This is a genomic window from Trichocoleus desertorum AS-A10 (genome assembly GCF_039962155.1).
In the GTDB taxonomy this organism is placed as follows: Bacteria; Cyanobacteriota; Cyanobacteriia; order FACHB-46; family FACHB-46; genus Trichocoleus.
This window is the reverse complement of record NZ_JAMPKN010000001.1, coordinates 359,673-383,512: the sequence shown is the minus strand read 5'-3', so window position 1 is coordinate 383,512 and position 23,840 is coordinate 359,673. Positions and strand designations below refer to the sequence as shown.

Annotated in this window: 25 protein-coding genes; 11 read left to right on the top strand and 14 right to left on the bottom strand. The window is 48.5% G+C overall.

The annotated features are described in order from the left end of the window. Positions 1–52: 52 nt before the first annotated feature. Positions 53–466, bottom strand: a complete 414-nt coding sequence (locus NDA01_RS01715; RefSeq protein WP_190433961.1) for a hypothetical protein — start codon at positions 464–466, stop codon at positions 53–55. Between the two features lie 444 nt (positions 467–910). Here NDA01_RS01715 and NDA01_RS01710 point away from each other — a divergent pair, with 444 nt between their 5' ends. Continuing rightward, positions 911–1,798, top strand: coding sequence for an SDH family Clp fold serine proteinase (locus NDA01_RS01710; protein ID WP_348226643.1), 888 nt, complete (start codon positions 911–913; stop codon positions 1,796–1,798). A 99-nt stretch (positions 1,799–1,897) separates the two neighbouring features. Here NDA01_RS01710 and NDA01_RS01705 read toward each other — a convergent pair whose 3' ends face one another. From NDA01_RS01705 to NDA01_RS01695, 3 genes are all read right to left on the bottom strand, one after another. Beyond that, complete coding sequence (locus NDA01_RS01705) at positions 1,898–2,866, bottom strand: glycosyltransferase family 2 protein (protein WP_190433964.1); 969 nt, start codon at positions 2,864–2,866, stop codon at positions 1,898–1,900. Between the two features lie 379 nt (positions 2,867–3,245). Then, on the bottom strand, positions 3,246–4,778 hold the full coding sequence (locus tag NDA01_RS01700) for a carotenoid oxygenase family protein (RefSeq protein WP_348226642.1): 1,533 nt from the start codon (positions 4,776–4,778) through the stop codon (positions 3,246–3,248). A 56-nt stretch (positions 4,779–4,834) separates the two neighbouring features. Then, entirely contained in the window at positions 4,835–6,325 is a 1,491-nt protein-coding gene (locus NDA01_RS01695) for a folate/biopterin family MFS transporter (protein ID WP_431193287.1), read from the bottom strand. Between the two features lie 125 nt (positions 6,326–6,450). Here NDA01_RS01695 and NDA01_RS01690 point away from each other — a divergent pair, with 125 nt between their 5' ends. Continuing rightward, positions 6,451–7,434, top strand: coding sequence for a putative 2-dehydropantoate 2-reductase (locus NDA01_RS01690; protein WP_348226641.1), 984 nt, complete (start codon positions 6,451–6,453; stop codon positions 7,432–7,434). On the opposite strand, the gene hisB is transcribed toward NDA01_RS01690, so the two are convergent. Next, a complete protein-coding gene (gene hisB / locus NDA01_RS01685; RefSeq protein WP_190554594.1) occupies positions 7,401–8,078 on the bottom strand; it encodes an imidazoleglycerol-phosphate dehydratase HisB in 678 nt (225 codons plus the stop codon). The genes NDA01_RS01690 and hisB overlap by 34 nt on opposite strands. A 109-nt stretch (positions 8,079–8,187) precedes the next feature. Further along, complete coding sequence (gene fabI, locus NDA01_RS01680) at positions 8,188–9,003, bottom strand: enoyl-ACP reductase FabI (protein ID WP_431193286.1); 816 nt, start codon at positions 9,001–9,003, stop codon at positions 8,188–8,190. A gap of 350 nt (positions 9,004–9,353) precedes the next feature. Here fabI and ntcA point away from each other — a divergent pair, with 350 nt between their 5' ends. From ntcA to NDA01_RS01665, 3 genes are all read left to right on the top strand, one after another. Next, positions 9,354–10,019, top strand: a complete 666-nt coding sequence (gene ntcA / locus NDA01_RS01675) for a global nitrogen regulator NtcA (RefSeq protein WP_431193285.1) — start codon at positions 9,354–9,356, stop codon at positions 10,017–10,019. Between the two features lie 262 nt (positions 10,020–10,281). After that, positions 10,282–11,901 carry a DUF3084 family protein gene (locus tag NDA01_RS01670; RefSeq protein ID WP_348226640.1) on the top strand — a complete coding sequence of 540 codons (1,620 nt, stop codon included), beginning with the start codon at positions 10,282–10,284 and terminating at the stop codon, positions 11,899–11,901. An 81-nt stretch (positions 11,902–11,982) separates the two neighbouring features. Then, entirely contained in the window at positions 11,983–12,426 is a 444-nt protein-coding gene (locus NDA01_RS01665) for a pre-16S rRNA-processing nuclease YqgF (RefSeq protein WP_190433971.1), read from the top strand. An 8-nt stretch (positions 12,427–12,434) separates the two neighbouring features. Here the strand turns inward: NDA01_RS01665 and NDA01_RS01660 are convergent, their stop codons facing one another. The 5 genes from NDA01_RS01660 to psbH all read right to left on the bottom strand — a co-directional run bounded on the left by NDA01_RS01660 (position 12,435) and on the right by psbH (position 14,576). Further along, the gene (locus NDA01_RS01660; RefSeq protein ID WP_348226639.1) at positions 12,435–12,698 is read right to left on the bottom strand and encodes a DUF3146 family protein; all 264 of its coding nucleotides are present in this window, start codon (positions 12,696–12,698) and stop codon (positions 12,435–12,437) included. Between the two features lie 9 nt (positions 12,699–12,707). Beyond that, positions 12,708–13,019 (bottom strand): hypothetical protein, encoded by a 312-nt coding sequence (locus NDA01_RS01655; protein ID WP_348226638.1) that lies wholly within the window; start codon positions 13,017–13,019, stop codon positions 12,708–12,710. Positions 13,020–13,207: 188 nt separating this feature from the next. Next, positions 13,208–13,846: an aminoacyl-tRNA hydrolase gene (pth, locus tag NDA01_RS01650; RefSeq protein ID WP_348226637.1), complete on the bottom strand. Its 639-nt coding sequence runs from the start codon at positions 13,844–13,846 to the stop codon at positions 13,208–13,210. A gap of 53 nt (positions 13,847–13,899) precedes the next feature. Next, on the bottom strand, positions 13,900–14,220 hold the full coding sequence (locus NDA01_RS01645) for a TatA/E family twin arginine-targeting protein translocase (protein WP_190554591.1): 321 nt from the start codon (positions 14,218–14,220) through the stop codon (positions 13,900–13,902). Positions 14,221–14,372: 152 nt separating this feature from the next. Then, the gene (psbH, locus tag NDA01_RS01640; RefSeq protein WP_190433979.1) at positions 14,373–14,576 is read right to left on the bottom strand and encodes a photosystem II reaction center phosphoprotein PsbH; all 204 of its coding nucleotides are present in this window, start codon (positions 14,574–14,576) and stop codon (positions 14,373–14,375) included. Between the two features lie 84 nt (positions 14,577–14,660). On the opposite strand from psbH, the gene psbN reads away from it, so the two are divergent. After that, positions 14,661–14,792 (top strand): photosystem II reaction center protein PsbN, encoded by a 132-nt coding sequence (gene psbN / locus NDA01_RS01635; RefSeq protein ID WP_190433980.1) that lies wholly within the window; start codon positions 14,661–14,663, stop codon positions 14,790–14,792. 412 nt (positions 14,793–15,204) lie between these two features. Further along, positions 15,205–16,221 (top strand): tetratricopeptide repeat protein, encoded by a 1,017-nt coding sequence (locus NDA01_RS01630; RefSeq protein ID WP_348226636.1) that lies wholly within the window; start codon positions 15,205–15,207, stop codon positions 16,219–16,221. Between the two features lie 9 nt (positions 16,222–16,230). Here the strand turns inward: NDA01_RS01630 and NDA01_RS01625 are convergent, their stop codons facing one another. From NDA01_RS01625 to NDA01_RS01615, 3 genes are all read right to left on the bottom strand, one after another. After that, on the bottom strand, positions 16,231–17,202 hold the full coding sequence (locus NDA01_RS01625; protein WP_348226635.1) for an Npun_F2552 family protein: 972 nt from the start codon (positions 17,200–17,202) through the stop codon (positions 16,231–16,233). Positions 17,203–17,342: 140 nt separating this feature from the next. After that, positions 17,343–17,645, bottom strand: a complete 303-nt coding sequence (locus NDA01_RS01620) for a hypothetical protein (RefSeq protein ID WP_190433987.1) — start codon at positions 17,643–17,645, stop codon at positions 17,343–17,345. Positions 17,646–17,799: 154 nt separating this feature from the next. Continuing rightward, a complete protein-coding gene (locus NDA01_RS01615) occupies positions 17,800–19,224 on the bottom strand; it encodes an aspartate ammonia-lyase (protein WP_431193284.1) in 1,425 nt (474 codons plus the stop codon). A gap of 279 nt (positions 19,225–19,503) precedes the next feature. On the opposite strand from NDA01_RS01615, the gene NDA01_RS01610 reads away from it, so the two are divergent. From NDA01_RS01610 to NDA01_RS01595, 4 genes are all read left to right on the top strand, one after another. Then, entirely contained in the window at positions 19,504–20,220 is a 717-nt protein-coding gene (locus NDA01_RS01610) for a methyl-accepting chemotaxis protein (RefSeq protein ID WP_348226634.1), read from the top strand. A gap of 192 nt (positions 20,221–20,412) precedes the next feature. After that, positions 20,413–21,234 carry a tetratricopeptide repeat protein gene (locus NDA01_RS01605; protein WP_348226633.1) on the top strand — a complete coding sequence of 274 codons (822 nt, stop codon included), beginning with the start codon at positions 20,413–20,415 and terminating at the stop codon, positions 21,232–21,234. A 63-nt stretch (positions 21,235–21,297) separates the two neighbouring features. After that, positions 21,298–22,104: a tetratricopeptide repeat protein gene (locus NDA01_RS01600; protein ID WP_190433993.1), complete on the top strand. Its 807-nt coding sequence runs from the start codon at positions 21,298–21,300 to the stop codon at positions 22,102–22,104. A 500-nt stretch (positions 22,105–22,604) separates the two neighbouring features. Beyond that, positions 22,605–23,699, top strand: a complete 1,095-nt coding sequence (locus tag NDA01_RS01595; RefSeq protein WP_348226632.1) for a tetratricopeptide repeat protein — start codon at positions 22,605–22,607, stop codon at positions 23,697–23,699. Positions 23,700–23,840: the final 141 nt, after the last annotated feature.

Here is a 23,840-nt window from a genome sequence, read left to right as displayed (position 1 = left end):
TTTACACCCCCGCCCTCTCTTGAGCGTTTTCTTTCAAGCCTGAGCCGTAGGTTTAGATCATGCCAGGGCCTTTGCCACGACTGTCATGTTCCATTGACAGTTGACCGTCCTTGTCTTGATTGGCTTCGTTGATTTCTCCCGTACGCTCAGCTTTTAGCTGTGCTTCTTTTTCTCTTAAATCTCCTGGTTCATCCACATACATTTCTGGCTCAATCGCGTAGTTATTAATTAAGCCTTCTTTGTCGGAGGTGTAACCTTCAGTTGTTTTGATGCTGTTGCTATCGGTTTCATCATCATTTCTAGCCTGCTGCTGGCTAGCTTCAGTTGGGTGTTGCTTAAATGCACTACCTTCTCTTTCTTTACGGGCAGCTGTTTCGGCGGGCACAATGCCGCGATCGTAGGTATCTACTTCAGCACGACCTTGACTATCAACAGCGGGTGAATTTTTATCTGTTTTATTATCCATAAATCTATCCTCAAACAAGATTAAAAGTGTTGACTGATACAAGTTCAGCTTAATCGACGCAATCAGTCGAAAACTATTAACCCAAGGACAGAGAAAAAATTATACCCTCGCTCCAAAGTGGTAAACAAATCGACAGAATTCTTCAACTTAGATGAAATCTTCAAGCTGAATTCAGGCATGTAACCCTGCTATAGTGCGCGCTCTAAAGAACCTGCATCTAAAGATAGATTCGCTTGAATAAGATAAAAATAAAAGTCAGAAACTAGAGGTGAATCTATTTAGTATTAGTTTGAAAATTTTTATAGCTTTTATAGATTGAATAGAGCGATCGCCCCATTGGTCGCTAGAAAGCTATTTTAATGCTTTCGATAGACTCAACCTCTCATCGCGATTGAAATAATAAAAGGGCTTCACGCTAAGTTCTATTGATGAGTAATTTTTCAAATGACCTTTAGTTTTCTAGATCTATTTTGGGTTTTTCTATTAGTTTCTTCGCTACAACCGATGTGGCAGCGTCGCCGCATTGAATCCTCTCGCCTGCAAGCTTTGCGGGGGCTAGAGCAACAACATAACAGTCGAGTAATTCTCTTAATTCACCGTCAAGAATCAATCAATTTATTAGGAATTCCTTTATCTCGTTACATCACGATTGAGGATTCCGAGCAAATCCTACGAGCGATTCGCCTCACTCCACCCGATATGCCCATTGACCTTGTTTTGCATACTCCTGGTGGTCTGGTGCTGGCGACAGAACAAATTGCTAGAGCCTTGATTCGTCACCCTGCCAAAGTGACAGTTTTTGTGCCTCACTACGCCATGAGTGGCGGCACCATGCTAGCTTTAGCTGCGGATGAAATTGTCATGGATGCCAATGCAGTACTCGGTCCAGTAGATCCGCAGTTGGGTAACTTTCCAGCCGCTAGTGTCCTAAAGGTGGTCGAAGAAAAACCAATTAGTGACATTGATGATCAAACTTTGATCATGGCTGATTTGTCTCGCAAGGCGATTCAGCAAGTGCAAAAATTTGTCAGAACCCTGCTCAAAGACAATGTGCCTCAGCAGAAAATTGCAGATGACAAAATTGAATTGATTATTGACACCTTAACCACTGGCAAAGTCACTCACGATTACCCAGTTACCGTGGAAGAAGCAACTGAGTTAGGTTTACCGATAACCGTAGGTTTACCCACCTCGATCTACAACTTGATGGAGCTTTATCCTCAACCTCAAGGCGGCAGACCTACCGTTCAATACATTCCTACGCCTTATGAACGGCGGCCAGCTTTGCCAGAACCCAAGGGCAGACCCCTGCCAGAAGGAGCCCGGATCTAGCCTCTCAAGTGTCTTTAAATCGATAAAAGCAGGGGTGGTTCAAAGATACCCCTGCTTTTTAAGGTGCTTTTTAATGGCCTTGAAATTAGAAACGCGAATCTAAGAATTCATCAGCATTGCTGCTGGCGCAGAGGAGCGAACATCCAGTAAGACCAACTTGCGAACAGCTGGGTTTGGTTGATGTCCTTTGCGAGCTCCTAACAACAATTTCCAAGCAGCAGGAGATGCCGTAGCGGGTAGCACCATCTGAAGACCATTCACAATTTTCTTTTGCTTCAAGGCGACTAAGCCCCAATGCAGGCAGAGATAATGACGGATATCTTGAATGGCTGGAATCGCTGAGCGATATTTTTCATTCACCAACGCATGAATTCTTTCCTTCATCAGGATGTTTGTATTCATGCGAGTTTCTAGGGCAATCTTTTGGTCGTATCCACCTGGCCAAACGGTCCGGTAGGTCAAACACTGATTGATGAAAATGGCATCGCCATATTTGGCAATTCTGATCCACGAATCAATATCGTCACAGCTCGTTAAGCTGGTATCCCAACCCCCAGATTCTAAAAATGCGTCTCTCCGGAAGGCAACCTGAATCGGGGTACCGAAGGGAACTTGCTCCAGCAACATCCCATAATGAATGTCTTCTTGCGGGATGTAGAAGGCCTGCCCTGGCCCCACCTGTCGCGTTCGGCTCAGTTCAACTCCGTTGTCATCGACTTGAGCTGCTTGGCAAGAACAGATGGCAGCTTGGGGGCGCAGAGCGATCGCCTTGGCCATTTCTTCAATGCAGTTAGGTGCTAGATAGTCATCGTCATCTACGGGTTTAATCCAAGTACCCTTGGCAACTTTGACTCCAGTATTCACTGCTCCAGAATGACCCAAGTTGGCGGAATTGCGATGATAAACAACCTGGTTGCCTAAACTGCGCACATACGCTTCAGTGCCGTCTGAGGAGCAATTATCGACAACGACAACCTCGCAAGGCACCGTTTGGTCTAGGGCTGAAGCAATCGCTCGCTTCAACAGAGACAAGCGGTTGTAAGTTGTGATCACAATGCTGAATCTCATAGCGGCAACCTGAGGGATTTCAATCAGTACGAAAGGACAGGGTTGGACCTTAGCTTGAGCTTGGCTAAATCAGCGAGGCAGAGTTTCGTAACACTGTCTTAACACATCTTCAGCTCACTCGTTCTAGGAGCAGCCCCTATGGCGCTGAAACCCTGCTAGCAGCAAGTAGTTATCTTCTAATCTTGCTTTAGCTACAAATACCTAAGTATCTATACGGGCTTTTCTGTCCCATCTTCATCCAAGTGCCGAGAATCAGCCATAGCTGGCACACAAAGTTCATCAAGTCTTTAAGATAAGCAATCAGTGCTAATGAACTTGAGGTGGTGCCAGCTAGGCGATCGCAACTGGGTAGAAACCAGCGCGTGTGAGGCATTCCAGGCTAGCGATCGCGTCCAAAGTAGGCAGGGGTGAAGGTACCATGCAAGCCGTAGGGCACATGATGCTTCAGATGCAACCGCGCGACGGGTCCTTGGTTGAGGTCGCGAGCATCCAGAATCACGACATCCGATCGCTCCCGCTTCGAGTCATAAACCAAGGTCAACACCCAACCGTCATCTTCTTCCCCGGTCATCTCAGCCTGCGGTAATCCTTGCTCGTTATAACCCGAGCGGGGCACAAACACGGGTTCACCGACATAGCCTTGGGGCGCTGCACTCCAAAGTTGGCGATCGCTCGACTCCAAATCTACTTTCAGGATCGCTTGCAAAGGTGCATTCCCAGTTGCTGCATGGGCCGCGCCTAAATAGGCATAACGGTAGGGACGGCCTGCTTTGGATGGATGCACAAAGGGAAACTCGCAACAACGGCTTTCTATAAGTTGTCGCTCAACTTGCTTGCCTGCGAGATCTAGGTGGAACCGCCACAGATGCCCCGGCGCTAAGCTGGCAAAATCGACTTCTCGGAAATCCGAGCCAGGTTCTACTTCTGGAAAAGCTTCGTAGCAAACCGAATCAACGTAGATCGACCCATCTTGCTCAAAGGCATTGGCATGGTGGAAGACAAATCCCGATTTGGTTTCTAAGATCTGCATCGACTCTGAAGTGCGTCGAGGAATTACCAAGATTCGGGTCGGTTGCTCTGGTTGGAAAGTGATGCACTCTGCGGCTCCGCGTAACCCCAAGGCAAAGGGCAAGGGATTAAAGTGCACCGGATTTTGGAAAAACACACAATAGTTTGGTGTAATCGCAAAATCGTGAATGAAGGCAAATCCAGGCACTGAGTGGACCGATTGCCGCACGACTTTACCGTCTGGATTCAGCTCATAGACCGTAATGTTGGTCGATAGCCCAGGTTTAATCGCGAAGTTAACTAAACAGGGAGCGCCATTCTCTTGAGCACAGCCCGGATCAATCCACGGGTGAGCAGCAAACGCTGACCCCGGAGACAAGACGCCATCCAAATATTCTCGGCCTAAAGTCTCTAGCGTCTGTGGATCAAGCCGATGTGGTTCGGCTGCTTCCCATAGCGCCAACAGCTTGCCACCCCAGTAAATCACTTGCGTGTTGGCAATATTTTTGAGGTTGAAGTCAAAGGCATTCGCCAGTGGTCCCCCTGGCCTTTGGGTGCCAAATACGCCGCGATGGAGGATTTTGCCAGCTTTTTGTTCTTTCTGGAAGCCTTCGGTACGAACAAAGCGATTGCGGAAATGGGCTTGACCGTCCTTAAAGGCGATCGCGCAGATCATGCCATCGCCATCAAAAGGGTGGTGCAACAACTGACCATTGACGTCAAGCAATCCTGGGCCGTTACGGAACAAAGTACCTTGGAGCTCGGGAGGAATTTCGCCCTCCACCTCATCAATGCGGTAGTCGTACTCCTTAGGTAAGGAACGATAGCCTTTTTGCCAATCCTGAGGATTGTAAGGATCAATTGGGACAGTTGTGGCACGCTCTTGGAGCTGAAAACTCTGCATAGTCCGTAATCAGCGAAGTTTAATTAAAACGAGTTCAAAACTTGCAAACCAAATGATTAATCAATGGTTTCTTCCACAGGCTCCCGCATCGACTGCGGTACCCATTCCGACATCAAATCTGGCAAAAATGGCTGACCTAATTGCTTGGTAGTCGATAGGTCTCGCTCAATAGCGGGTGTGGCTTGCAAACTGGCAGTCCCAGACTCTGTCTTCGGGTCAGCTCCTGGCAGCCAACCTAAAAATGGTAGTGGCAACAAGGTACTGAGATTGGTAATTAGCACCAGCAACCAGAGAGAGCTGAAATTGGTTTCGGTAATCTCTAACCAGTGCATCAACACAGCTCCCAGTTCGTAGGACACCAGCCCTGCTAGATTTGTAATTGACATTAGCAAGGCAAACAGAGTCGCTTCTACCCCCGCAGGACAGAGACGTGCCGCTAACACTAAGACGGGCATGTAGGCAATCTGGCCCATCACCGTCAGAATTAAGCTGTCGCCCAAGCTAAACCAATGGTCATCAATTCCTAAAGCTCGGTTGGCGTGGGTTACAAGCAGCAGCATACTCATGCCCAACACAGCCGAGAGCAATGTCGTCCAGCCGAAAAAGGCGCGAAACGGTACTTCTTTGAAAAAACGCTGAAATAGCCAGATTCCTACCAAAGACGCCAAACTCGTGACCAACCGTACCCGCCCTAAGAACTCGGGTTGAAATCCCAGCTCATTGGTTGTGAAGTAGAAAAAAGCAGAATCAGCAGTGGGGGTGGCTTGCCAAAGAAAGAGAAAAGCTGTGGGTAACCAAATTGCCTTCTGCGTCACTGCTTGGCGCAACTGACCTAATTGATGACTCACCACTGACCAGTTGGGCCTGGCACTGACGCGGGACTCAGCGATCAGGCCAGCTACGGCTGAGACAATGAGAGGAAAGGAAGCGGTAATAGCGAAGATGGTATGAGCATCAAAGCGCTGTAGCAAGGAGCCACTAAAGTAAGCAGTCAACAGCCCCCCTAGCGCCGAAGAGCCCCAACACAAAGATTGCAGCGACCCCGCAGTACTCACCGACTCCTCGCGGGCTCGCTCTACCACCAGCGAGTCCACAATCACGTCGCTAACCGCTACAGACAGCGAACCAAGGGCGATCGCGAGTGTAGCAGCCCAAGCCGTATGCACCACCGTAGCCAGAGCAATCCAGGAGCTTGCTCCTAGCACGCCCGACAAAATTAGGTAAGGGCGGCGACGATAGCCAAAAATGGGCAACCCATCGGAAACAAAGCCAAAGACAGGCTTAATCATCCAGGGCAGCGCCGCAATCCCCATCAAAGCTGATACTTGCGCTGGACCAATCCCTAACTCATCTTTGAGAAAGAAGCTAATGGCTAAGCGAGCCAAGCCGAGAATGCCTTGCACAAAGTAAACCAACAAAATCGCTGTTAACTCTGCGCTTGGCTCCTGCCCAAAGAAAACTTTTTCTGTGAAAGATGACTTGATTTTGGACCAACCCGATTCAGAAACAATCATTGATAATTGTTCATAAATATCAATGCCTACCATGATAGCCGTCTGTTCTCTAGGCTGTCCCTAAATCCGCCTTGCGACCCATAAAGCTCTAGTCAGCCTAGGGCCACATCCCCTCATTACAGTATGTTTGAACAGGAGCAAGCAGGGAGTTAGGAGCAATGGGGGCCTCTTTGGGTGCTGCGCCCAATCGTCGTTATGCAATTTTAGGTACAGGAGCATTAGGGGGCTTTTATGGAGCCCGACTTCAGCAAGCAGGCACAGAAGTTCATTTCTTGCTCAGAAGTGACTACGAACAGGTGCAGCAGCAAGGATTAATGATCGAGTCACCTGAGGGAAATTTCACGCTGCCTCAGGTCTTTGCTTACCGTCGAGTCGAGGAGATGCCTCGCTGCGATGTAGTGGTGGTGGCACTCAAAAGTACCCACAATCACTTGTTGCCAGCCCTACTTCCTCGGGTGCTCAAAGAAGATGGTGTTGTCTTAGTGCTGCAAAATGGCTTGGGCTTAGAAGCGGAAGTAGCTCAAGTTGTTGGTGCGGAGCGCGTCATGGGTGGACTGTGCTTTATTTGTTCCAACAAAGTGGGTCCTGGCCACATTCGCCACCTTGACTACGGAGCCATTACCTTAGGTGAGTACGCAGCAAACTATCAGGCGGGTGGTGTCACAGAGCGCATGTCTCAGATCGCTCAAGACTTTATCCAGGCGAGCATCTCGATCCAGTTGGCGGCAGACCTACTCCTAGCCCGCTGGCGCAAGCTGGTTTGGAATATTCCCTTCAACGGCTTGTCAGTGGTACTCAACGCCACAACTGATGCGCTGATGGCCGATCGCTACACTTATACTTTGGCAGAGCAATTGATGCGAGAAGTTGCCTTAGGAGCAAAAGTGCAGAGTCGCGCGATCGCCGATGATTTTATTCAAAAGATGCTGGATGACACGATAAAGATGAAGCCCTACCGCACCAGCATGAAAATTGACTATGACGAAGGCAGATCTCTGGAAGTTGAGGCAATTTTTGGCAACCCACTACGAGCTGCCCAAGCCGCAGGAGTGGAGCTTCCGCAGATTGCCATGCTCTACCAACAGTTAAAGTTTTTGAGCAGTAGAACTTACAAGACGCCTTTAGAGCTAGGAATAGTGTGAGCCCGACGGGGATCGGTTTCTGTAGCAACGCGCAAAGCACGGGCAAAGGCTTTGAAAGTAGCCTCAATAATATGGTGTGAGTTGATGCCATCTAGCTGACGGATGTGCAGCGTCATCTGGCTGTGATTCACCACTGCCACAAAGAATTCCCGTACTAGTTGCGTGTCGTAAGTGCCGACTCGTTCGGTAGGGATTTGCAGGCCATAGCTAATGTGAGGCCGACCAGACAAATCTAGAGCTACCTGGATTAGAGCTTCGTCCAAGGGCGCGAGGAAATTGCCAAACCGGACAATGCCTTTGCGATCGCCCAAGGCTTTAGCTAGAGCTTGACCCAGGGTAATGCCCACATCTTCGTTGGTGTGATGGTCATCAATTTCTAAGTCACCCGTCGCTCGCACCTCTAGGTCAAACAGCCCATGCGAAGCAATCTGATGCAACATGTGGTCGAGAAATGGAATACCTGTGGCGGCTACACAGCGACCCTGTCCATCCAAATTAATGGTGACATGCACATCTGTCTCACCCGTTTTGCGACTGACTGAGGCCACTCGTCCTGAAAATACGGGTTCTAATGATGCTCCGTTGGCCTGCTCGAAGGCTGTGCGGTTCTCTTGGGAAGACGCTTCATGAATGCTAGTCTGCATAGGCCCTACTCAATAGTGGGAAGTAAAAACTGAGAAGTAGAAACAGGAAGTAAGAAACTTTGAGCCTGCACAGGCAGGCCAAACGGTTGTAGTCACTGAATGGCAACCACTACATCCCCATGATCTCATAGCCAGAATCAACATAGAGGATTTGCCCTGTCATACCGCTGGACAAATCACTGCATAGGAACGCCGCTGTATTGCCAACTTCTAGTTGAGTCACAGTGCGCCGCAGGGGTGCCACTTCTTCCACATGATGAATCATGTCCAGAATTCCCCCAACCGCAGAGGAGGCGAGAGTTCTAATTGGGCCCGCAGAAATGCCATTGACTCGAATATTGTGGGGGCCTAGTTCTGCCGCCAAGTATTTAACGCTCATTTCTAAGCCCGCTTTGGCAATGCCCATAACGTTATAGTTGGGCACCACACGCACCCCGCCCAAATAAGTCAGAGTGACAATGCTGCCGCCTTCTGTCATCAGGGGTTTAGCGGCACCACTGAGCTGAATTAAGGAATAAGTGCTGATGTCTAAGGCTGTGGTAAATCCTGGCCGCGAGGTGTTGCTAAAGTGGCCAGATAAGTCATCTTTGTTGGCAAAGGCCAGACAGTGAACCAAGATATCTAGCTTGCCCCACTTCTCCTTCACAGTCTCAAAGGTGGACTGAATCTGAGCATCATCTTGCACATTGCAAGGCACAAACAAGCTGGGTTGTAGCGGTTCAACCAATTCTGCTACTTTTTTTTCCATCTTGCCCCGCTCATCGGGCAGATAGGTAATCCCTAGGTTGGCACCCGCTTTATGGAGTTGTTGGGCAATTCCCCAAGCAATTGAGCGATTGTTAGCAATGCCTGTGACTAAGGCATTTTTTCCGGTCAGATCCAGCATGGCAATCTCTTCGTTAAGGGCAATTACGAGAATACTCAAAGATGGGGGCTTAAAGATATTGACATCGACTGTTGCTGGTAGGGTGATACGCTGCCTTGAGTCCTATCACGAGATATCTGTCTTTAGGGGGAGTAAGATAGGGTCTAAATAGGCCGCTGACAGCCAAGATCCGTTCGTTTGTGGTCCTCGAAACAGCAGTTAAATTCTTCAGCCATTGGCGATCGCTGGCAGATTGTGTATCAAATAGAACAAAAAATGACTCTAGAGTAAGTTTAAGTGTTCTAAAGTCATCAATTGCTTACAGTTGGCTCACCTTCGTAAGGTTCATCTCCAGACGAGCGGCCCATGAAGGTTGGAGAAGGGCATCGAAAAGGTAAAAGGATATGGTAATGACGCAGGATAGGCCGTTAGCATCTGTGTTTCGTCAACTGGGAGGCGGAGCATTTCCTCCCGTGATCGAAACGTTTGATCGAGGCAAGACGATTTTCTTCCCCGGTGATCCAGCGGAGCGTGTCTACTTTTTGGTCCGAGGTGCGGTCAAACTGTCTCGCGTTTATGAAGCGGGCGAAGAAATCACCGTAGCTTTGCTGCGAGAAAATAGTGTTTTTGGGGTTCTCTCGCTGATTACGGGCAATCGTTCCGATCGCTTTTATCACGCAGTTGCTTTTACTCCGGCGGAATTACTGTCGGTGCCCATTGAACAAGTGGAAAAAGCTCTCAAGGATAACCCAGAGCTGTCGATGCTGATGTTGCAAGGGTTGTCTTCGCGCATCTTGCAAACTGAGATGATGATCGAAACCTTAGCCCACCGGGATATGGGATCACGCTTGGTCAGCTTCTTGCTCATCCTCTGTCGTGACTTCGGCGTTCCTGGCCCTGACGGGATCACAATTGACTTGAAATTGTCGCATCAGGCGATCGCAGAAGCGATTGGTTCCACCCGCGTCACAGTCACGCGCCTACTTGGAGATCTGCGACAGGAGAAGATGATTTCCATCCATAAGAAAAAAATTACGGTTCATAATCCCGTCGCTCTCAGTCAACAGTTCAGTTGATCTGCTATGGTTAACCTCTAGTAATAACAAGCGCTTACAGCGACTTGAATACAGCTCTCTGGCCGAGGAAGGTGCTTCATGGCACTCCTGCGAGGAAACAAAGAGAGCCGTGATGCTCTCCTGACGCTGAGGCAAGGCAGCAACTTTTGCTATCTGGGTCTGCTTGTTGTCGTCCTACAGGTGTGATGGCACACAAAACTTCCAGGGCATGAGATAGGCTGTATCTGAGTTGGGTGTGAGCCAAATGGCTTCCTGAGGGTAGATGACCAGCGGGTACATCTTAATTGTGGCAATCTTGGTGTTGGGGGGTGTGATCGCAACGGTGGGCGATCGCATCGGTACGCGCGTAGGCAAGGCTCGCCTCAGCTTGTTTAACTTGCGTCCCCGCAAAACCGCAGTCTTGGTGACGATTGTCACGGGTGGCATCATTTCCGCTTCTACACTCGCCATTTTGTTTGCTGTGAGTGATCAACTCCGGACTGGCGTTTTTGAATTGGGCAAAATTCAGAAAAACCTCTCTAGAGCGCGAGAAGATTTAGCAAAGACGAGAGTTCAAAAAAATCAAGTTGAGCAAGAGCTGACCCAAGCCCGCGCCGAGCAAGTTTCGGCTCAACAACGGCTGGATCGAATTAATTTGTTTCTTAAGGCCGCGATCGCCAAGCAAGCGACGACAGAAGCACAGCTAAATCGTACCCAAACCCAGCTAGGCCGAGTCGAGACTGAAAGAGCCCGCACCGAAGCTCAGCTCGATCAAACTCAGAGCCAACTGAGCCGCGCGGAAGCAGAAAAGGATCGGATTGAAGATGCCAAAGACCGCACCGAAGCAGAACTAAACCGAACTCAAACGCAACTAAGCACTGTTTCTCAGCAAGCAACGGGACTCCGCTCCGAGATCGACCGACTGGATAACGAGCGCCAAAACTTGATTAAAGAAACTAAAGATTTAGAGGTTCAACAGGCCAATCTAGAGAAAGCTGTCCAAACCTTGCAGCGGTACTACCAGTACTATCAAGCGCAGTATGAAACCCTACGCCAAGGCAACGTCGCTCTCTTCCGAGGACAAGTGTTGTCAGCAGGCGTCGTGCGGATCGTTTCTCCCACGGGCGCTCAGCAAGCAGTAGACCAATTACTGCGAGAAGCAAATCGTAACGCTATCAAGTTGACCCGTCCTGGTGCTGGTCAAGTCAGCGAACAGATTATTCAAATCACCAGACCGGAAGTAGAACAACTGGTTGACCAAATTGAAGATGGTCGCGATTACGTCATTAGAATTCTCTCAGCGGGTAACTATGTCCTAGGAGAAAAGAGCGTTCAGGTGGTGGCGAGCGCTACGTTCAACCAAGTGGCATTTCTGTCTGGTGATGTCATTGCTGCCGCTTCAGTTGATCCATCTACCCTAACTGAAGCCGACATTCAAAAGCGGATCGAACTGCTGCTAGCCGCCACGGAGTTTCGAGCCAGAGGCGCGGGAGTACTCACGGAAGGAGTACAGATCGCTGCGAATGGTCCTAGCGTCACGGCAATTTTGAGCTTTGCTGAGCAGTTGAAGCAATATCGCCAGCCGCTCGATTTAAAGGTTGTCACTACGGGTGTGATCTACACAGCAGGCCCACTGAAGGTGGAGTTGTTAGCGATTCAGAATGGCCAAGTGGTGCTGAGTACTAGTCGGGACATTCCTCAACCCAATCGTCCTCAACCCAACAGCAGTCCATCTCCTCAACCCAACAATGCCACTCCTAATCCAAACAATCCAAACAACAGCGTGACTCAAGAAGACGCTAATTTTGAGTTTCAACATTCAGACCCTTACCCTGGAAAGGCCCCCAATTCCAAGCCGTCCGATTCCTCTCCCAGTCCCTTCGTCAGTCCTGACGATTTGTAACGGCAGGTCGTTACAATGAAGCAGAGTAACGCTGACAAGTTAGATCGTTTCTTCGTTCTGCTGGCAAATGATTAGAATTTCATGGTCTTGAATCCTCCCCCCAATCCTGATCAGCCGATCATCTTAGGCTTCGATCCTGGTCGCCACAAATGTGGTTTAGCTGCGATGGGAGTAGACCGGACGCTACATTACCACCAAGTTATTGCAGCGGATGAAGTGGTAGCTACGATTCAACAGCTCCAAAAACAGCTACCCATCTCGATCGTAGTGATGGGGGATCAAACGACTGCGAAAACTTGGAAACAAAAGCTAAGTGATGATTTACCCGATCCGCTCCGGGTCGTCTTGGTAGACGAGCGCTACAGCAGCTTAGAAGCTCGCGATCGCTACTGGAAGATGTACCCCCCTAAAGGCTTGTATCGTTTGATCCCTCAAGGGATGCGAACCCCACCGCGATCGCTCGATGATATTGTGGCAATTCTATTGATTGAGCGTTACTTAGAACGCCTAGTCGCATCTGCTTAAACTTAAGCTTAGAACTGGGCGCGAATCGTGAACGAGTAGTCACCACCCGGTTCTAGTTGATAGTCACATTTCTCTAAAAAGCGCCCTAGAGGTTCTTGGATCAAAGCTCTACCGAGAGAAGGCTGCACTAATAAGCTGCCTTGCTTAAAACACCACTGAAACTGCCACTCAAATTGATTAGCTCTGACTTCCCCCTCAATTTTGCCCTGATTCCACGACTGATGCGTGATCCGGACATGAGCAATGGTTTCAGGTAGACGGTTAGCACTCACAGTCTCTACTTATCTCACTACAGGCTTACTAGCCAACTGGGCCTCCGCTTCCAGCACCCACAATACCAAACCTTTCGCTACCTGAGTAAAGACAACCGCATTACCTTTGGTAAGCAAACGTCCAGCCGCCCTTTGAGCTGTTTCCAGTGAGGGAAAAAACCGAACATAACTATAAAAGCACCCTTGATAACAAATGGCGCTCATCGGATTAGGCATGTCAGGCAGCTGAATATGGCACCGTTTCACCAGCCTTTGATCTAAAATCGCCAGTGATGTAGCAGCGCTCTCAGCCATGAAGAGAGGGTCGGAACTATCCAGCATAAAGGCTTCTCCTGCAATGGTGGCAAAACCAAAGACCTGATTTGATCTGCCTTTGGTACGAATTGAACTAACCCCTATCTGAGGCTAGTTCGACTTAGTGGGGCCATCCAGTAAATGCCAATGTACCGGAGTTCAGTTTATTCAGCCAACAGTTAAAACACAGATTCAGCGTCTAATACAGAAGTCGTTCAAACTTTGGTACTTACAACAGAACGACCGTTGTAGAGGCTCATGGCTTTTTCAAAGCCTTGCTTGAGACTTAGTTCTACAGCGTCTACGGTCATCTCTAAAACTTGAGTGATGACTTGGGCCTCGGTAGGCGCAAACCGACCTAAGACGTGAGATACGGCATCTTGAGTAGCCGTATTTTCGTCCTTGGGACTACCAATGCCAATTCGCAAACGAGGGAAATTCTGGGTACCTAAGTGAGCGATCGCTGACTTCATCCCATTTTGCCCACCCGCCGAGCCAGACAGACGCAACCGGATTTTACCCACAGGCAAATCCATATCGTCATAGATCACCAGCACTGACTCTGGGGGCAACTTATACCAATCCAACACAGCTCGAATCGACTGTCCTGAAAGATTCATGTAAGTCAGCGGCTTGAGCAAGCGAATTTTACTGCCTTGCAGACCTGGCCCTTCGCCAAATACACCTTGGAACTTACGATTTTCCGATAGCGAAATGTGCCAGGTGCGGGCTAAAGCATCAATAGCAGCAAAACCAATATTATGGCGGGTTTGCTCGTACTTAGCGCCCGGATTTCCTAACCCCACAATTAATTGCGGCACCACCAGTTTGGGCGTCGAAGCAGGCTCTGTCATTGGCTTTCAATTACTAATCTACAGGCAGTAAATCTTGACGCTAACAATTCAGGCTAGCTCTTTACTTCGTCTGGAGAAACTGCTGCCACGACCTCATCCGTCTCTGCTTGAGCGGTAGTTTCGGTAACCGCAGGAGAGAGCACAGGCTGAGACGGAGGTTCTAGCTTGGCCTCCATTGGCTCAGTGACAATTTGCTCTAGTCGTTCGGCTTCTCGCTTAAATTCATTTTCAAACTCCTTAGAGGCGTCTTGAAAACCGCGAATCGCCTTTCCTAAACTCCGACCGATTTCTGGCAGCTTCTTTGGCCCAAAAATTAGCAGAGCCAAAACCATAATCAGTGCCATCTCCGGTAGGCCGATGCCAAAAATATTCACGCAAATTCCTCCTAGTCAAATCCCGGACGGCTCAGTTTCTCTGTGGAGCATTGCTCAGTTTGGCCTTCTTTATAGTATAAAGCCAACAAAAAACCCGGTCGAAGCCGGGAACATCTAGATACTGAACTTTAAGCTCTAGGCATTCAATAGCCCTAGCCGCCTAAGCTTCTCCAGTCCACATCGACGTTTTCAATCAATAGCGAGGAGTTGTAAACCTGCAAGATGATCAACAAGAAGACAAAAAATAGCAGCATAAAAACGCCCATCAATGGCGTGGTACCCCAGCCGGGCGCGACCTTACCATATTCAGAATTCAAAGGTTTGAGAACATCTCCCAACCAAGTGCGTTGAGCCATGGGTCACCTGTATGTGGATCTCGACAGAACTTTTTAATGCTTCGTAATATTATAGAGGGAGAGTCCTCATAATCGATCGAACCTATGGAACCCGCAACAGTTCTTAGCATTTCCGTTTGTGCCATTGTCATTGCCATTACAGGGCTTTCAATCTATACCTCTTTTGGTCCGCCTTCAAAGGAATTGAGCGATCCCTTTGAAGATCACGAAGACTAGAGTTTGTCGGAGGAGCCAGACAGGTGCTGAGTTCTCACTTAGACCGAATTAGAGCCAACTAGCCTGCCCTTGCAGGCTTATTTTTCGAGTTTTCTAAGATTCATTTACAAGACTACTTAAATTTTTACTCATAGCTTTGAGTGCACTTTATATTGGCAAGTGCTTCACACTTACAGACTTCCTGTATTGCCCCACTGGCGATCGCGCTCTAAGTTATAAGTACAGCGAGGATCGCAACCTCAGGGGCCAAAAACTAAGTTTTCAGTATAAATACTAGCGATTTGACAAATACTTGATGATCAAGCCTGAGGATGGTACTGAGTTCTAGGCTTCATCCGACGCGTTACGCTCTGAGTATAAGTTATGCTCCGGGTATAAATAGTGCTACTACTAACCAAGGCGCTAGATGCTAATGGGTGATCTTGTGAGAGATGATCAAGGAACTCTGACAGCAACCGAGTCGAATGAGGGGATTCAGACCATTGGAGATAACCCTCAACAGCTAGTTGCCAACAATTTACTCAGGCAGGGAGCCGAACGACTCCAGGTAAATCAGCCTGGTATAGCTTTGCAATTTTGCCACGAAGCTTTGATCCTCTACCAAGATTTGAAAGATCTAAGAGGGATCGGACAAGCCCTAGGTAGCCTTAGCAATATTCATTACGACTTGGGCGAATATGGCAAAACGGTTGAGTATGCTCAGCAAAGGTTAGCGATCGCCCGTCAACTTCAAGACTGCCGCGCCGAAGGCCAAGCACTAGGTCATCTCGGTAATGCTTACCGCCACGTGAAAGATCACTCCAAAGCGATCGAATATTCTCAGCAAAGCTTACGAGTGGCTCAAGGAATTCAAGACCGTCGCGCCGAAGTGGCAGCTCTCAACAATTTAGGCTTGGCTTACAAGGCTTTAGGAGATTGCAGTAAAGCCATTGAATACCAGCAGAAAAGCTTACAGATCGCACGAGACCTCCAAGATGGACAAATTGAGGGCCAAGTGTTGCGCAACCTGGGCAATGCTTACTACGCCCTTGGTGATTACAGCAAAGCCATCGTCTACTACGAACAGCGCTTAGCGATCGCTCAAACCAGGCAAGACCAGAAGGCTGAGGGACAAGTTTTAAGGAATCTTGGGAGTGCCTACTCTGCATTAGAGAACTACCCTAAGGCGATCGAATATCTGCAAAAGCGACTGGCGCTCGTTCAAGCAGCCAAAGACCATCGGGGCGCAGAACAAGCGCTGGGTAGTTTGGGGGTTGCCCACGAATCCCTCGGCAACTATGCCAAAGCGGTGGAATATTATGAGCAACGCTTAGCGATCGCCAGACAACTCTGCGACTCTAAGGCAGAGCGTCAAGCCCTTGGCAGCTTAAAAATAGCCTGCTATGCCTTGGGAGATTACGCGAAAGCGGTGGAGTATTCCATCAATTAGCGCTCAGATTTAGCGTCCAGCATACGCACTCATTGGCTCCTTGATGAAGCGAATGTAGAAATGCCTAAACGTAGACTTGAGCACGCGAGGCATGGCAAAATCGATCGCCATCATGCGGGTGGGTAGCTGCCAATCCAGAATTTTAAGGTCTTCGGGGCGCAAATGCGGAAACTGCATATCTGCTGGCTCTACGTTTAGCCCTAACCGTTGAGCTGCCGCTGTGATAGGTACTGTGGCAGGGTCAACATTGAGAATTTCGAGCAAGGCGCGATCGAGGGCGAAGACGTTGGTGGAGGCCCCAATCACACCCAGATGGCGAGGTTCACCACCACTAGGGCCGTTGCCTTCGTGACCAATAATGCCATCAACGATCGTGAGGTCAGGGGCGATCGCTCGTGCCGTCTCGACCAACATTTCACCAAAGCGCTGGCTATCTTTGCCTGCTTCCATGTGCCACCAAGCTTTCATCTTGCCAGGGACACAGCCAAACAAATTCTTGACTGCGAGTGTCAAAGTCAGTTGGACGTGGGATTTCACCTTTGGCAGGTTGATCACCACATCCGCATCCATCACTTCCTTAGACAGCAACAAATGATTGAAGTTTTCACTCACGGTTTCGTACCGTTTGCCACTGAATTCTACAATCGGCAAATTCAGCTCTTCAATCAAGGGCAAATAGCCATTAGCTACTGCGACTCCTCTGGCACTACCAAAGGCAGGGCTATCTCCTAAAAATGGCTGACCGCCCGCCGCTTGAACCATTTGAGCGACACAGTAAACCAATTCAGCGCGAGTAATACATTCTTTGCCAGGACGCGCACCTGTCAGTAAGTTTGGCTTCAGCAGGACGCGATCGCCCGGTTTGATAAAGGCACTCATCCCGCCCAAAGGCTCTAGTAATTGCTCCAAACTGGCTCGAAGTTGACTCAGTTCGTAAGAGTCAGCTCGCAGCAAGCTCACACAAGGTTGTAATGATGTCATAGTCAAGCGGAATGATGGGTGAAACACAGAAGGTGAATCGAGAAGCAGCCAGGGCCTGCGGATGCTAGCCTCTATCAGTTGCGATTAAAGGCATAGAACCTACCTAAAATTCAGCCCTGTTGCATCTGGGAAGTCAATCTCTATCGAGGCCGATTTAGGGCGGTCACCCACTGAGCTTCTGAGAGCACTCCTTCTCCTTCTAGCGAGGTGATCGGTGGCTTCATCTCGATTTTCACTACCTGGCTGGCATTGATGAAGAGGGTTTCGTCTGGTAGTTTGACGACCCACCACCCTTCACTCAGAAACCGCCGAATTTCTTGCCGAATGTCTTGTCGCGTCACTCCAGGCTCAGTCAAGTGATGAATGTTGAATGAGTCTGACTGACCGTTCAAGTAGTGAAAGGTAATGTAAGTCGGGGTTGGCTCGGATTCCTGGCTATACATAAGCCCTCTTACTAGTGTTTGCAATCCAGAAATGATTCATCTTAAGTTGAACCGCTCAGAGATGGGAATTTCTGTACCTTTTCTTTGAAAATTGCGGGCATTTTCAACCGCAACGCTTCAAGTCTCTAAGCTAGTTTGGCAGGGGCGATCGCCATCATGCACTCTCTGGCTTAGGCATCGCGCTCATTTGCTCTAGATCTAGAACTTTAGCTATTTCTTCAGGGTTCATCAAACCTTGCTCTAGTACGATCTGGCGCAGGGATTTGCCTGTTTCTAAAGATTCTTTGGCGACAGCGGCGGCGTTGAGATAACCGATGTGAGGATTCAAAGCGGTCACCAAGGCGAGGCTACCTTCGGCGTAGTAAGCGCAGCGATCGCGATTGGCTGTAATGCCGTTGATGCAACGTTCTGTCAAAGCTGCCAATGTGTTGCCTAGAATTTCGATGCTGTGGATCAGGTTGTAAGCAATCAACGGCATCATCACGTTGAGTTCCAGTTGCCCTGCTTGAGCCGCCAGCGCGATCGCTGCGTCGTAACCCATGACCTGAAAGCAAACCATTGAGGTCATCTCAGCCATTACCGGATTGTACTTCCCAGGCATGATCGAGGAACCAGGCTGCACTGGGGGAAGTTGAATTTCCTTCAGGCCAGTCTTAGGGCCAGAGTCCATCAAGCGCAAGTCGTGAGAGATTTTGACGCAATCTTGAGCCAAATTCCGCAGTGCTCCCGACACGTTCACAAACGGAGCCATGCTCTGCATCGCCGCCATCAAGTGAGGTGCAGGACGCAGCGGTTGATCGAGCAACTGGGACAAAATTTGGGCTACGCGATCGCAATATTGCGGATGGGTATTCAGCCCCGTTCCCGCAGCACTGCCACCCAAGCCCAACACCATCAAATCTTGGGAAGCAGTTTCTAGGCGAGTCAAATGGTCCGTGAGGATCTGCGCCCAAGCTCGGAAATTTTCACCCAAGCGCACCGGAACCGCATCTTGTAAGTGGGTGCGACCCGATCGCACAATATCTTGGAACTCCTCGGCTTTAGTATCCAGTGCCGCGATCGCCCCAGACAAAGCAGGATACAGAGTATGCTCTAGTGCCAGCAATCCACCAATCCGAATAGCAGTGGGGATGACATCATTGGTTGATTGGCCATAGTTGACGTGGTCGTTAGGGTTGACCCGCTTATAATTGCCTTTCTCGTCACCCAAAAGCTCCAAGGCTCGGTTCGCCAAGACTTCATTCACATTCATGTGGTGCGAGGTGCCTGCGCCTGCTTGATACACATCCACCACAAACTGATCGCGCAACTTCCCAGACAGCACTTCATCGGCTGCTTGAACAATCGCCTGAGCGACTTCTGGCGTAATGCAACCTAGCTCACCGTTAGCGATCGCGGTTGCCTTTTTAATCAGTACGCAAGCATCAACATAAGTTGGTAAGGGTTTGAGACCACTAATGGGAAAGTTCTCGATCGCTCGTAGAGTTTGAATTCCATAATAAGTTTCTGCTGGAATCTGTCGCTCTCCCATCGAGTCGCGCTCAACTCGAAAGGACATATTCCCTAGTGCATTCATCATGACTTCCCCATTCAATCCTGGTGTAAGCAGCAGCCAAAGCTTAAAATCCGCAAAATGCCTGAGACAGTTGAGACATTTGTCTGATTAGTTTATCTGTCTCCGCCTGCACTATAGAAGTACCCAAGCTGTATCTAAAATTTCAGGCTCAATCAGGTGTGAGCTTTAGGCCCGAGCTGGAGTTATGGGCCTGGTGTTAAAGCACCTACCTGTAATCTCTAGAAGGCTACAGACAGAGCCGATTTGATAGGACTAAATAGGTTTGGCAAAGAACTGCGGAGCATGATTATTCAAATGGTAAGAACAGCAGAGCAAATTAATCCTGCCGCAGGCGAGCATGAATCTGTTACCCTTCAGCTCACTCAAGTTGCAGCGAGACAGACCGCAGAGCTTGCTCAAGCCCTCAATGCTGGGGAACAAATCACACAATCTGTTCAAGCAGTAGCCGTCAACGCTCAGCAAGCTACCGAAATTGCAACGTCGACTGGGCTGCAAGGAACAGCCATAGATAAAACTGTCAAGCGCCTCCTCAAACTGCGCGAAACGGTGGCTCATACAGCGAAGAAAGCGCAGCAACTCGATGAGTCTTCTCAGAAAATCTCGCAAGTCGTTTCGTTGATTCATCAAATTGCGCTACAAACCTCCTCATTGAGCATCAACCCTAATTTGGAGACAGCACCACCTCAAGCTGGAGTTCTGGAACTGCATCCTGCATCAAGAGAGCTAGACATGGAATCAATGAACTTAATGAGGGGTATCCAGATGGAAGATGCCCAGCGCAGCAGCATAGAACAGATTTTGGAGGCATCTCACCAGGTTGACCAATTAATGCAAACGATTGCTAAAGCAACGCTCTCTCATACTCAAACTGCTCAAACAGTTGCTCAATTGATCCAAGCGATCGCCTTAGCCCCAAAACCTAACCCTGAAACAGCTCAGATCGCTTCGGGCTCCCTTCCTCCATTCTCTAGCCCGATGAATTGTTGGCAGAACCTGTAAATACACGCAGCGAGCCTGCAAGCTCTAAGCAAGGTATAAGTTCTGTTGGATACTCATATAAGTTGGGTAGCTTAAGCTTATAAGCCCCATCACTAAACTGATATAACCTAGGCTAAATTTGAAGTCTAGCTTTCGGTCACCAACAAACATTCTTATGATTAAGGCAGGCTCTACCTCATGCTGCGGTGCAATATGAGTCCAGATCAAGACTCTCGTGCCTGGTATAACCACGGAAACACCCTTTATGGGTTAGGCCGCTATGAAGGGGCTATCACTAGATATGACCGAGTGCTAGAGAAGCAACCGGATGATTTTGAGGCTTGGAGTTATCGCGGGTATGCTTTGTCCCACTTGCGGCGTTATGTAGATGCGATCGCCAGTTTTAGCCAAGCCATTGCTCTGCAACCAGATTTTGTCCTGGCTTGGCATGGCAAGGGCATTGCTCAAGCTCAAAGTCATCAATATGAAGGTGCAATCGAGAGCTTTGCTAAAGCTTTAGAGCTAGAACCAGAAGATCCGAAAGCCTGGTATAACCACGGCAATGCTTTAGTGCGCTTGCGCCGACATGCCGAAGCCATCCTCAGCTTTGATCGCACGCTACATCTCAAGCCTGATTACTACAGAGCTTGGTATCACCGAGGAACCGCTTTAGCCGAGCTGACTTTTTATGAAGATGCGATTAGCAATTTCGACCGGGCTCTCATGATTAAAGCGAATTGCTACTACGCTTGGAACTACCGAGGTATTGCCTTAGCGAAATTAAAACGTTACAGCGAAGCGATTGATAGCTTTGACCAATCACTCGCGGCGAAGTCGCATAATCCAGGAGCTTGGTACAGCATGGCCCGCTGTTACATTGCCCAGGAAAATCTCAATCAAGCGTTTAAATGTTTACAGAAGGCAATCGAGCAAAGCCCGAATGTATACCGAACAATGGCTAAGATAGACGCTTGTTTTAAGCCAATCCGCCAAAGTCTAGACTTCCAAATTTTAGTGTTAGGAAGAAATAATTAATCCGGAAGGGATAATGTTATACAGGAATTGACTCAGTAATGTTTTAATTCCAATCTCGGTGATATGGACCAGAGTCAAGGGTCTCAGACTTGGTATAGTCAAGGGCATGTTTTGAGTGAACTCGGACGCTATGAAGGCGCGATCGATCGATACGATCGCGTGTTGGAGCTAAAACCAGACAATTATCAGGCTTGGTGCGATCGCGGCTATGCTTTAGAACATTTAGAGCGCTACGAAGAAGCACTTGTAAGTTTTGAGCGAGCTATTTCCTTAGCCCCTAAATTTGCTCCAGCCTGGCATGGCAAAGGCATTTCCCTAGGTAGACTGAACCGTTACGAAGAAGCGGTGGTTTGCTTCGATCGCATTATTAAATGGAGTCGCGATGACTACCGAGCTTGGTACAACAAAGGCAATGCTCTCAGTCATCTTTGCCAATATAAAGAAGCGATCGCGGCTTTTGACAAAGTTTTAGAATTTAAGCCTGACAAGTACCAGGCATGGTACAAGCGCGGTGTAGCGTTGGCATATCTAGGGCGCTACTCGGATGCACTCACCAGCCTTGAAAATGCCGTGACGATCAAACCCCGTTGTCACTATGCTTGGAACTACCGGGGCATTGTGCTAATCAAGCTAGAACGTTGCCAAGAGGCTCTAGCTAGCTTCGAGCACTCTCTAAACAGTGAATCCTCCAATCCAAATGCCTGGTATGGCAAAGCCTGTTGCTACGCTTTGTTAGGGGATGTAGAGTTAACTATCAACAATCTGTATCGAGCTTTTGACCTTAGCCCCAACCTGCATCGACTGATGGCTAAAACAGAGCCCATTTTTAACGAGATGCAGCAATATGCGGAGTATCAAGCGCTATTTTGAGGCTTGCAAGTTTGTAGCACGAGCTGCTGATCAGTTACTTGAGTAGGCTAGGCCCGGCAATGAGTCAGAATTCTTTGCTGGTCAACTCTAGTTATCGGCCAGATTATTCAACTTTTAGGTTGCTTAGTTTAAAGAAGTGTTTTATTGGTTAGCTCTAAGTATTTTTTTAGATCCAAAACTCAACTATTGCTAAGTTTTCCTGTTAAAGCAGTCACTCAGCGACTATAGCAGTCTTAAAATGATTTATAAAATTGGTGGGCTGTGAAAGGCACATCCCATTTGAAATCGCGATCGCTATATAAATTAATGTATTTGTGACAGTCAAAGCAGTGACCTAAGGCAGAGACAGTAGTCTCCAGGTTTACTTATACTGGTAAAGACGTAAAAGCCCTAGCAAGTTTTGCTTCTGTCAGGATTAACTTCCTTTGATAGAAATTTGTCCCATCTGAGCCTTACTGCCCTATTAGCATTCAGCTCAGATTTACTGAATAATTCAAGCCATGCTTGACACAGGTCAACTTCCCCTCAGTGGCGAACCTCTACTCTGGTTTCAGCAGGGTCTTCTCTCTGCAACCCAAAAAGAGTACGAGCAAGCGGTTGTGAGTTATGACTGCGTTCTTAGAGTCAGACCAGATTGCTTTGATGTCTGGTATGAACGTGGTTTGGCATTAGAAAACTTAGGTACTTACAACGATGCGATCGCCAGCTACGATAGAGCACTACAACTACAACCCCCCAAAGATGTAGCTTGCGTAATTTGGCAAAATCGCGGCGATGCTCAACAATATGGTTTGGGGCAGTATGCCGACGCGATCGCCAGCTATGACAGAGCATTACAAGTTAATTCAGGACATTACCAAGCTTGGCAAAATCGCGGCAATGCTCTCTTGTATGGGTTCAATCAATATGTCGAGGCGATCGCCAGCTATGACAGAGCGTTACAGCTCAAGCCAGATTATTACTTAGCTTGGCGCAATCGAGGCAATGCTTTGATTGAACTTACTAGGTATAGTGAGGCGATCGCCAGCTATGATCGAGCGCTAGAAATTGAACCTAACGACCAAGCGGCTAGTTATGGTCGTAGCTGTGCTCTAGAGCGATCGGGTCTAGCTTACAAGCAACCAACCACCAATCCTGTTTGGTATGGTCGGGGCTATTCAGAGTTAAACCCCTTAGACGAAGCTGCGATCGAAGCAAATGAAACATCCGTTTTTATTGCTCATCCAGGGACCAACGATACCCAGCAGCAACCAATTTTTGTTCTAGAAGATGAGCAGGGAACTAGGGAAATCACCCTTGGGAAATCTTCCTACTCCATTGGTCGCGACCCTAAAAGTGATATTTGCCTACACTCCCAGTTTGTGTCTCGGCAACATGCAACTTTGCTCAAGATTCTTCGAGATGACGGTACCTATATTTACCAGATTGTAGATGGTGCTTTAGGGGGTAAGCGCAGCACAAATGGCCTAATGATTAACGGTCGTAAGCATCGAGCGTGGGATTTAGCTCATGACGATGTTGTGGTATTCGGACCTCAAGTCCGAGCTTTGTACTTTACTTCACCGCAACCACCACCGGATTCTAGCCCGGATTAATACTCACAGGTGGCTGTTCTTCGTGGTTTCTTTATCGGAAGCCCATCCTTTTATTAGTAGCTTTACGGATTAAACCAGCAATCTGTGAGATGTTGGACTTACGCAACCAGAGCCTGAACTTGCTCAATTCATCGCTTTGCG

Bases quoted from the DNA above. Each gene is read 5' to 3' on its own strand.
- NDA01_RS01715 (WP_190433961.1), bottom strand. From the start codon at position 466: ATGGATAATAAAACAGATAAAAATTCACCCGCTGTTGATAGTCAAGGT.
- NDA01_RS01710 (WP_348226643.1), top strand. From the start codon at position 911: ATGACCTTTAGTTTTCTAGATCTATTTTGGGTTTTTCTATTAGTTTCT.
- NDA01_RS01705 (WP_190433964.1), bottom strand. From the start codon at position 2,866: ATGAGATTCAGCATTGTGATCACAACTTACAACCGCTTGTCTCTGTTG.
- NDA01_RS01700 (WP_348226642.1), bottom strand. From the start codon at position 4,778: ATGCAGAGTTTTCAGCTCCAAGAGCGTGCCACAACTGTCCCAATTGAT.
- NDA01_RS01695 (WP_431193287.1), bottom strand. From the start codon at position 6,325: ATGGTAGGCATTGATATTTATGAACAATTATCAATGATTGTTTCTGAA.
- NDA01_RS01690 (WP_348226641.1), top strand. From the start codon at position 6,451: ATGGGGGCCTCTTTGGGTGCTGCGCCCAATCGTCGTTATGCAATTTTA.
- hisB (WP_190554594.1), bottom strand. From the start codon at position 8,078: ATGCAGACTAGCATTCATGAAGCGTCTTCCCAAGAGAACCGCACAGCC.
- ntcA (WP_431193285.1), top strand. From the start codon at position 9,354: ATGACGCAGGATAGGCCGTTAGCATCTGTGTTTCGTCAACTGGGAGGC.
- NDA01_RS01670 (WP_348226640.1), top strand. From the start codon at position 10,282: ATGACCAGCGGGTACATCTTAATTGTGGCAATCTTGGTGTTGGGGGGT.
- NDA01_RS01665 (WP_190433971.1), top strand. From the start codon at position 11,983: ATGGTCTTGAATCCTCCCCCCAATCCTGATCAGCCGATCATCTTAGGC.
- NDA01_RS01655 (WP_348226638.1), bottom strand. From the start codon at position 13,019: ATGCTGGATAGTTCCGACCCTCTCTTCATGGCTGAGAGCGCTGCTACA.
- pth (WP_348226637.1), bottom strand. From the start codon at position 13,846: ATGACAGAGCCTGCTTCGACGCCCAAACTGGTGGTGCCGCAATTAATT.
- psbH (WP_190433979.1), bottom strand. From the start codon at position 14,576: ATGGCTCAACGCACTTGGTTGGGAGATGTTCTCAAACCTTTGAATTCT.
- psbN (WP_190433980.1), top strand. From the start codon at position 14,661: ATGGAACCCGCAACAGTTCTTAGCATTTCCGTTTGTGCCATTGTCATT.
- NDA01_RS01630 (WP_348226636.1), top strand. From the start codon at position 15,205: ATGGGTGATCTTGTGAGAGATGATCAAGGAACTCTGACAGCAACCGAG.
- NDA01_RS01625 (WP_348226635.1), bottom strand. From the start codon at position 17,202: ATGACATCATTACAACCTTGTGTGAGCTTGCTGCGAGCTGACTCTTAC.
- NDA01_RS01620 (WP_190433987.1), bottom strand. From the start codon at position 17,645: ATGTATAGCCAGGAATCCGAGCCAACCCCGACTTACATTACCTTTCAC.
- NDA01_RS01615 (WP_431193284.1), bottom strand. From the start codon at position 19,224: ATGATGAATGCACTAGGGAATATGTCCTTTCGAGTTGAGCGCGACTCG.
- NDA01_RS01610 (WP_348226634.1), top strand. From the start codon at position 19,504: ATGATTATTCAAATGGTAAGAACAGCAGAGCAAATTAATCCTGCCGCA.
- NDA01_RS01605 (WP_348226633.1), top strand. From the start codon at position 20,413: ATGAGTCCAGATCAAGACTCTCGTGCCTGGTATAACCACGGAAACACC.
- NDA01_RS01600 (WP_190433993.1), top strand. From the start codon at position 21,298: ATGGACCAGAGTCAAGGGTCTCAGACTTGGTATAGTCAAGGGCATGTT.
- NDA01_RS01595 (WP_348226632.1), top strand. From the start codon at position 22,605: ATGCTTGACACAGGTCAACTTCCCCTCAGTGGCGAACCTCTACTCTGG.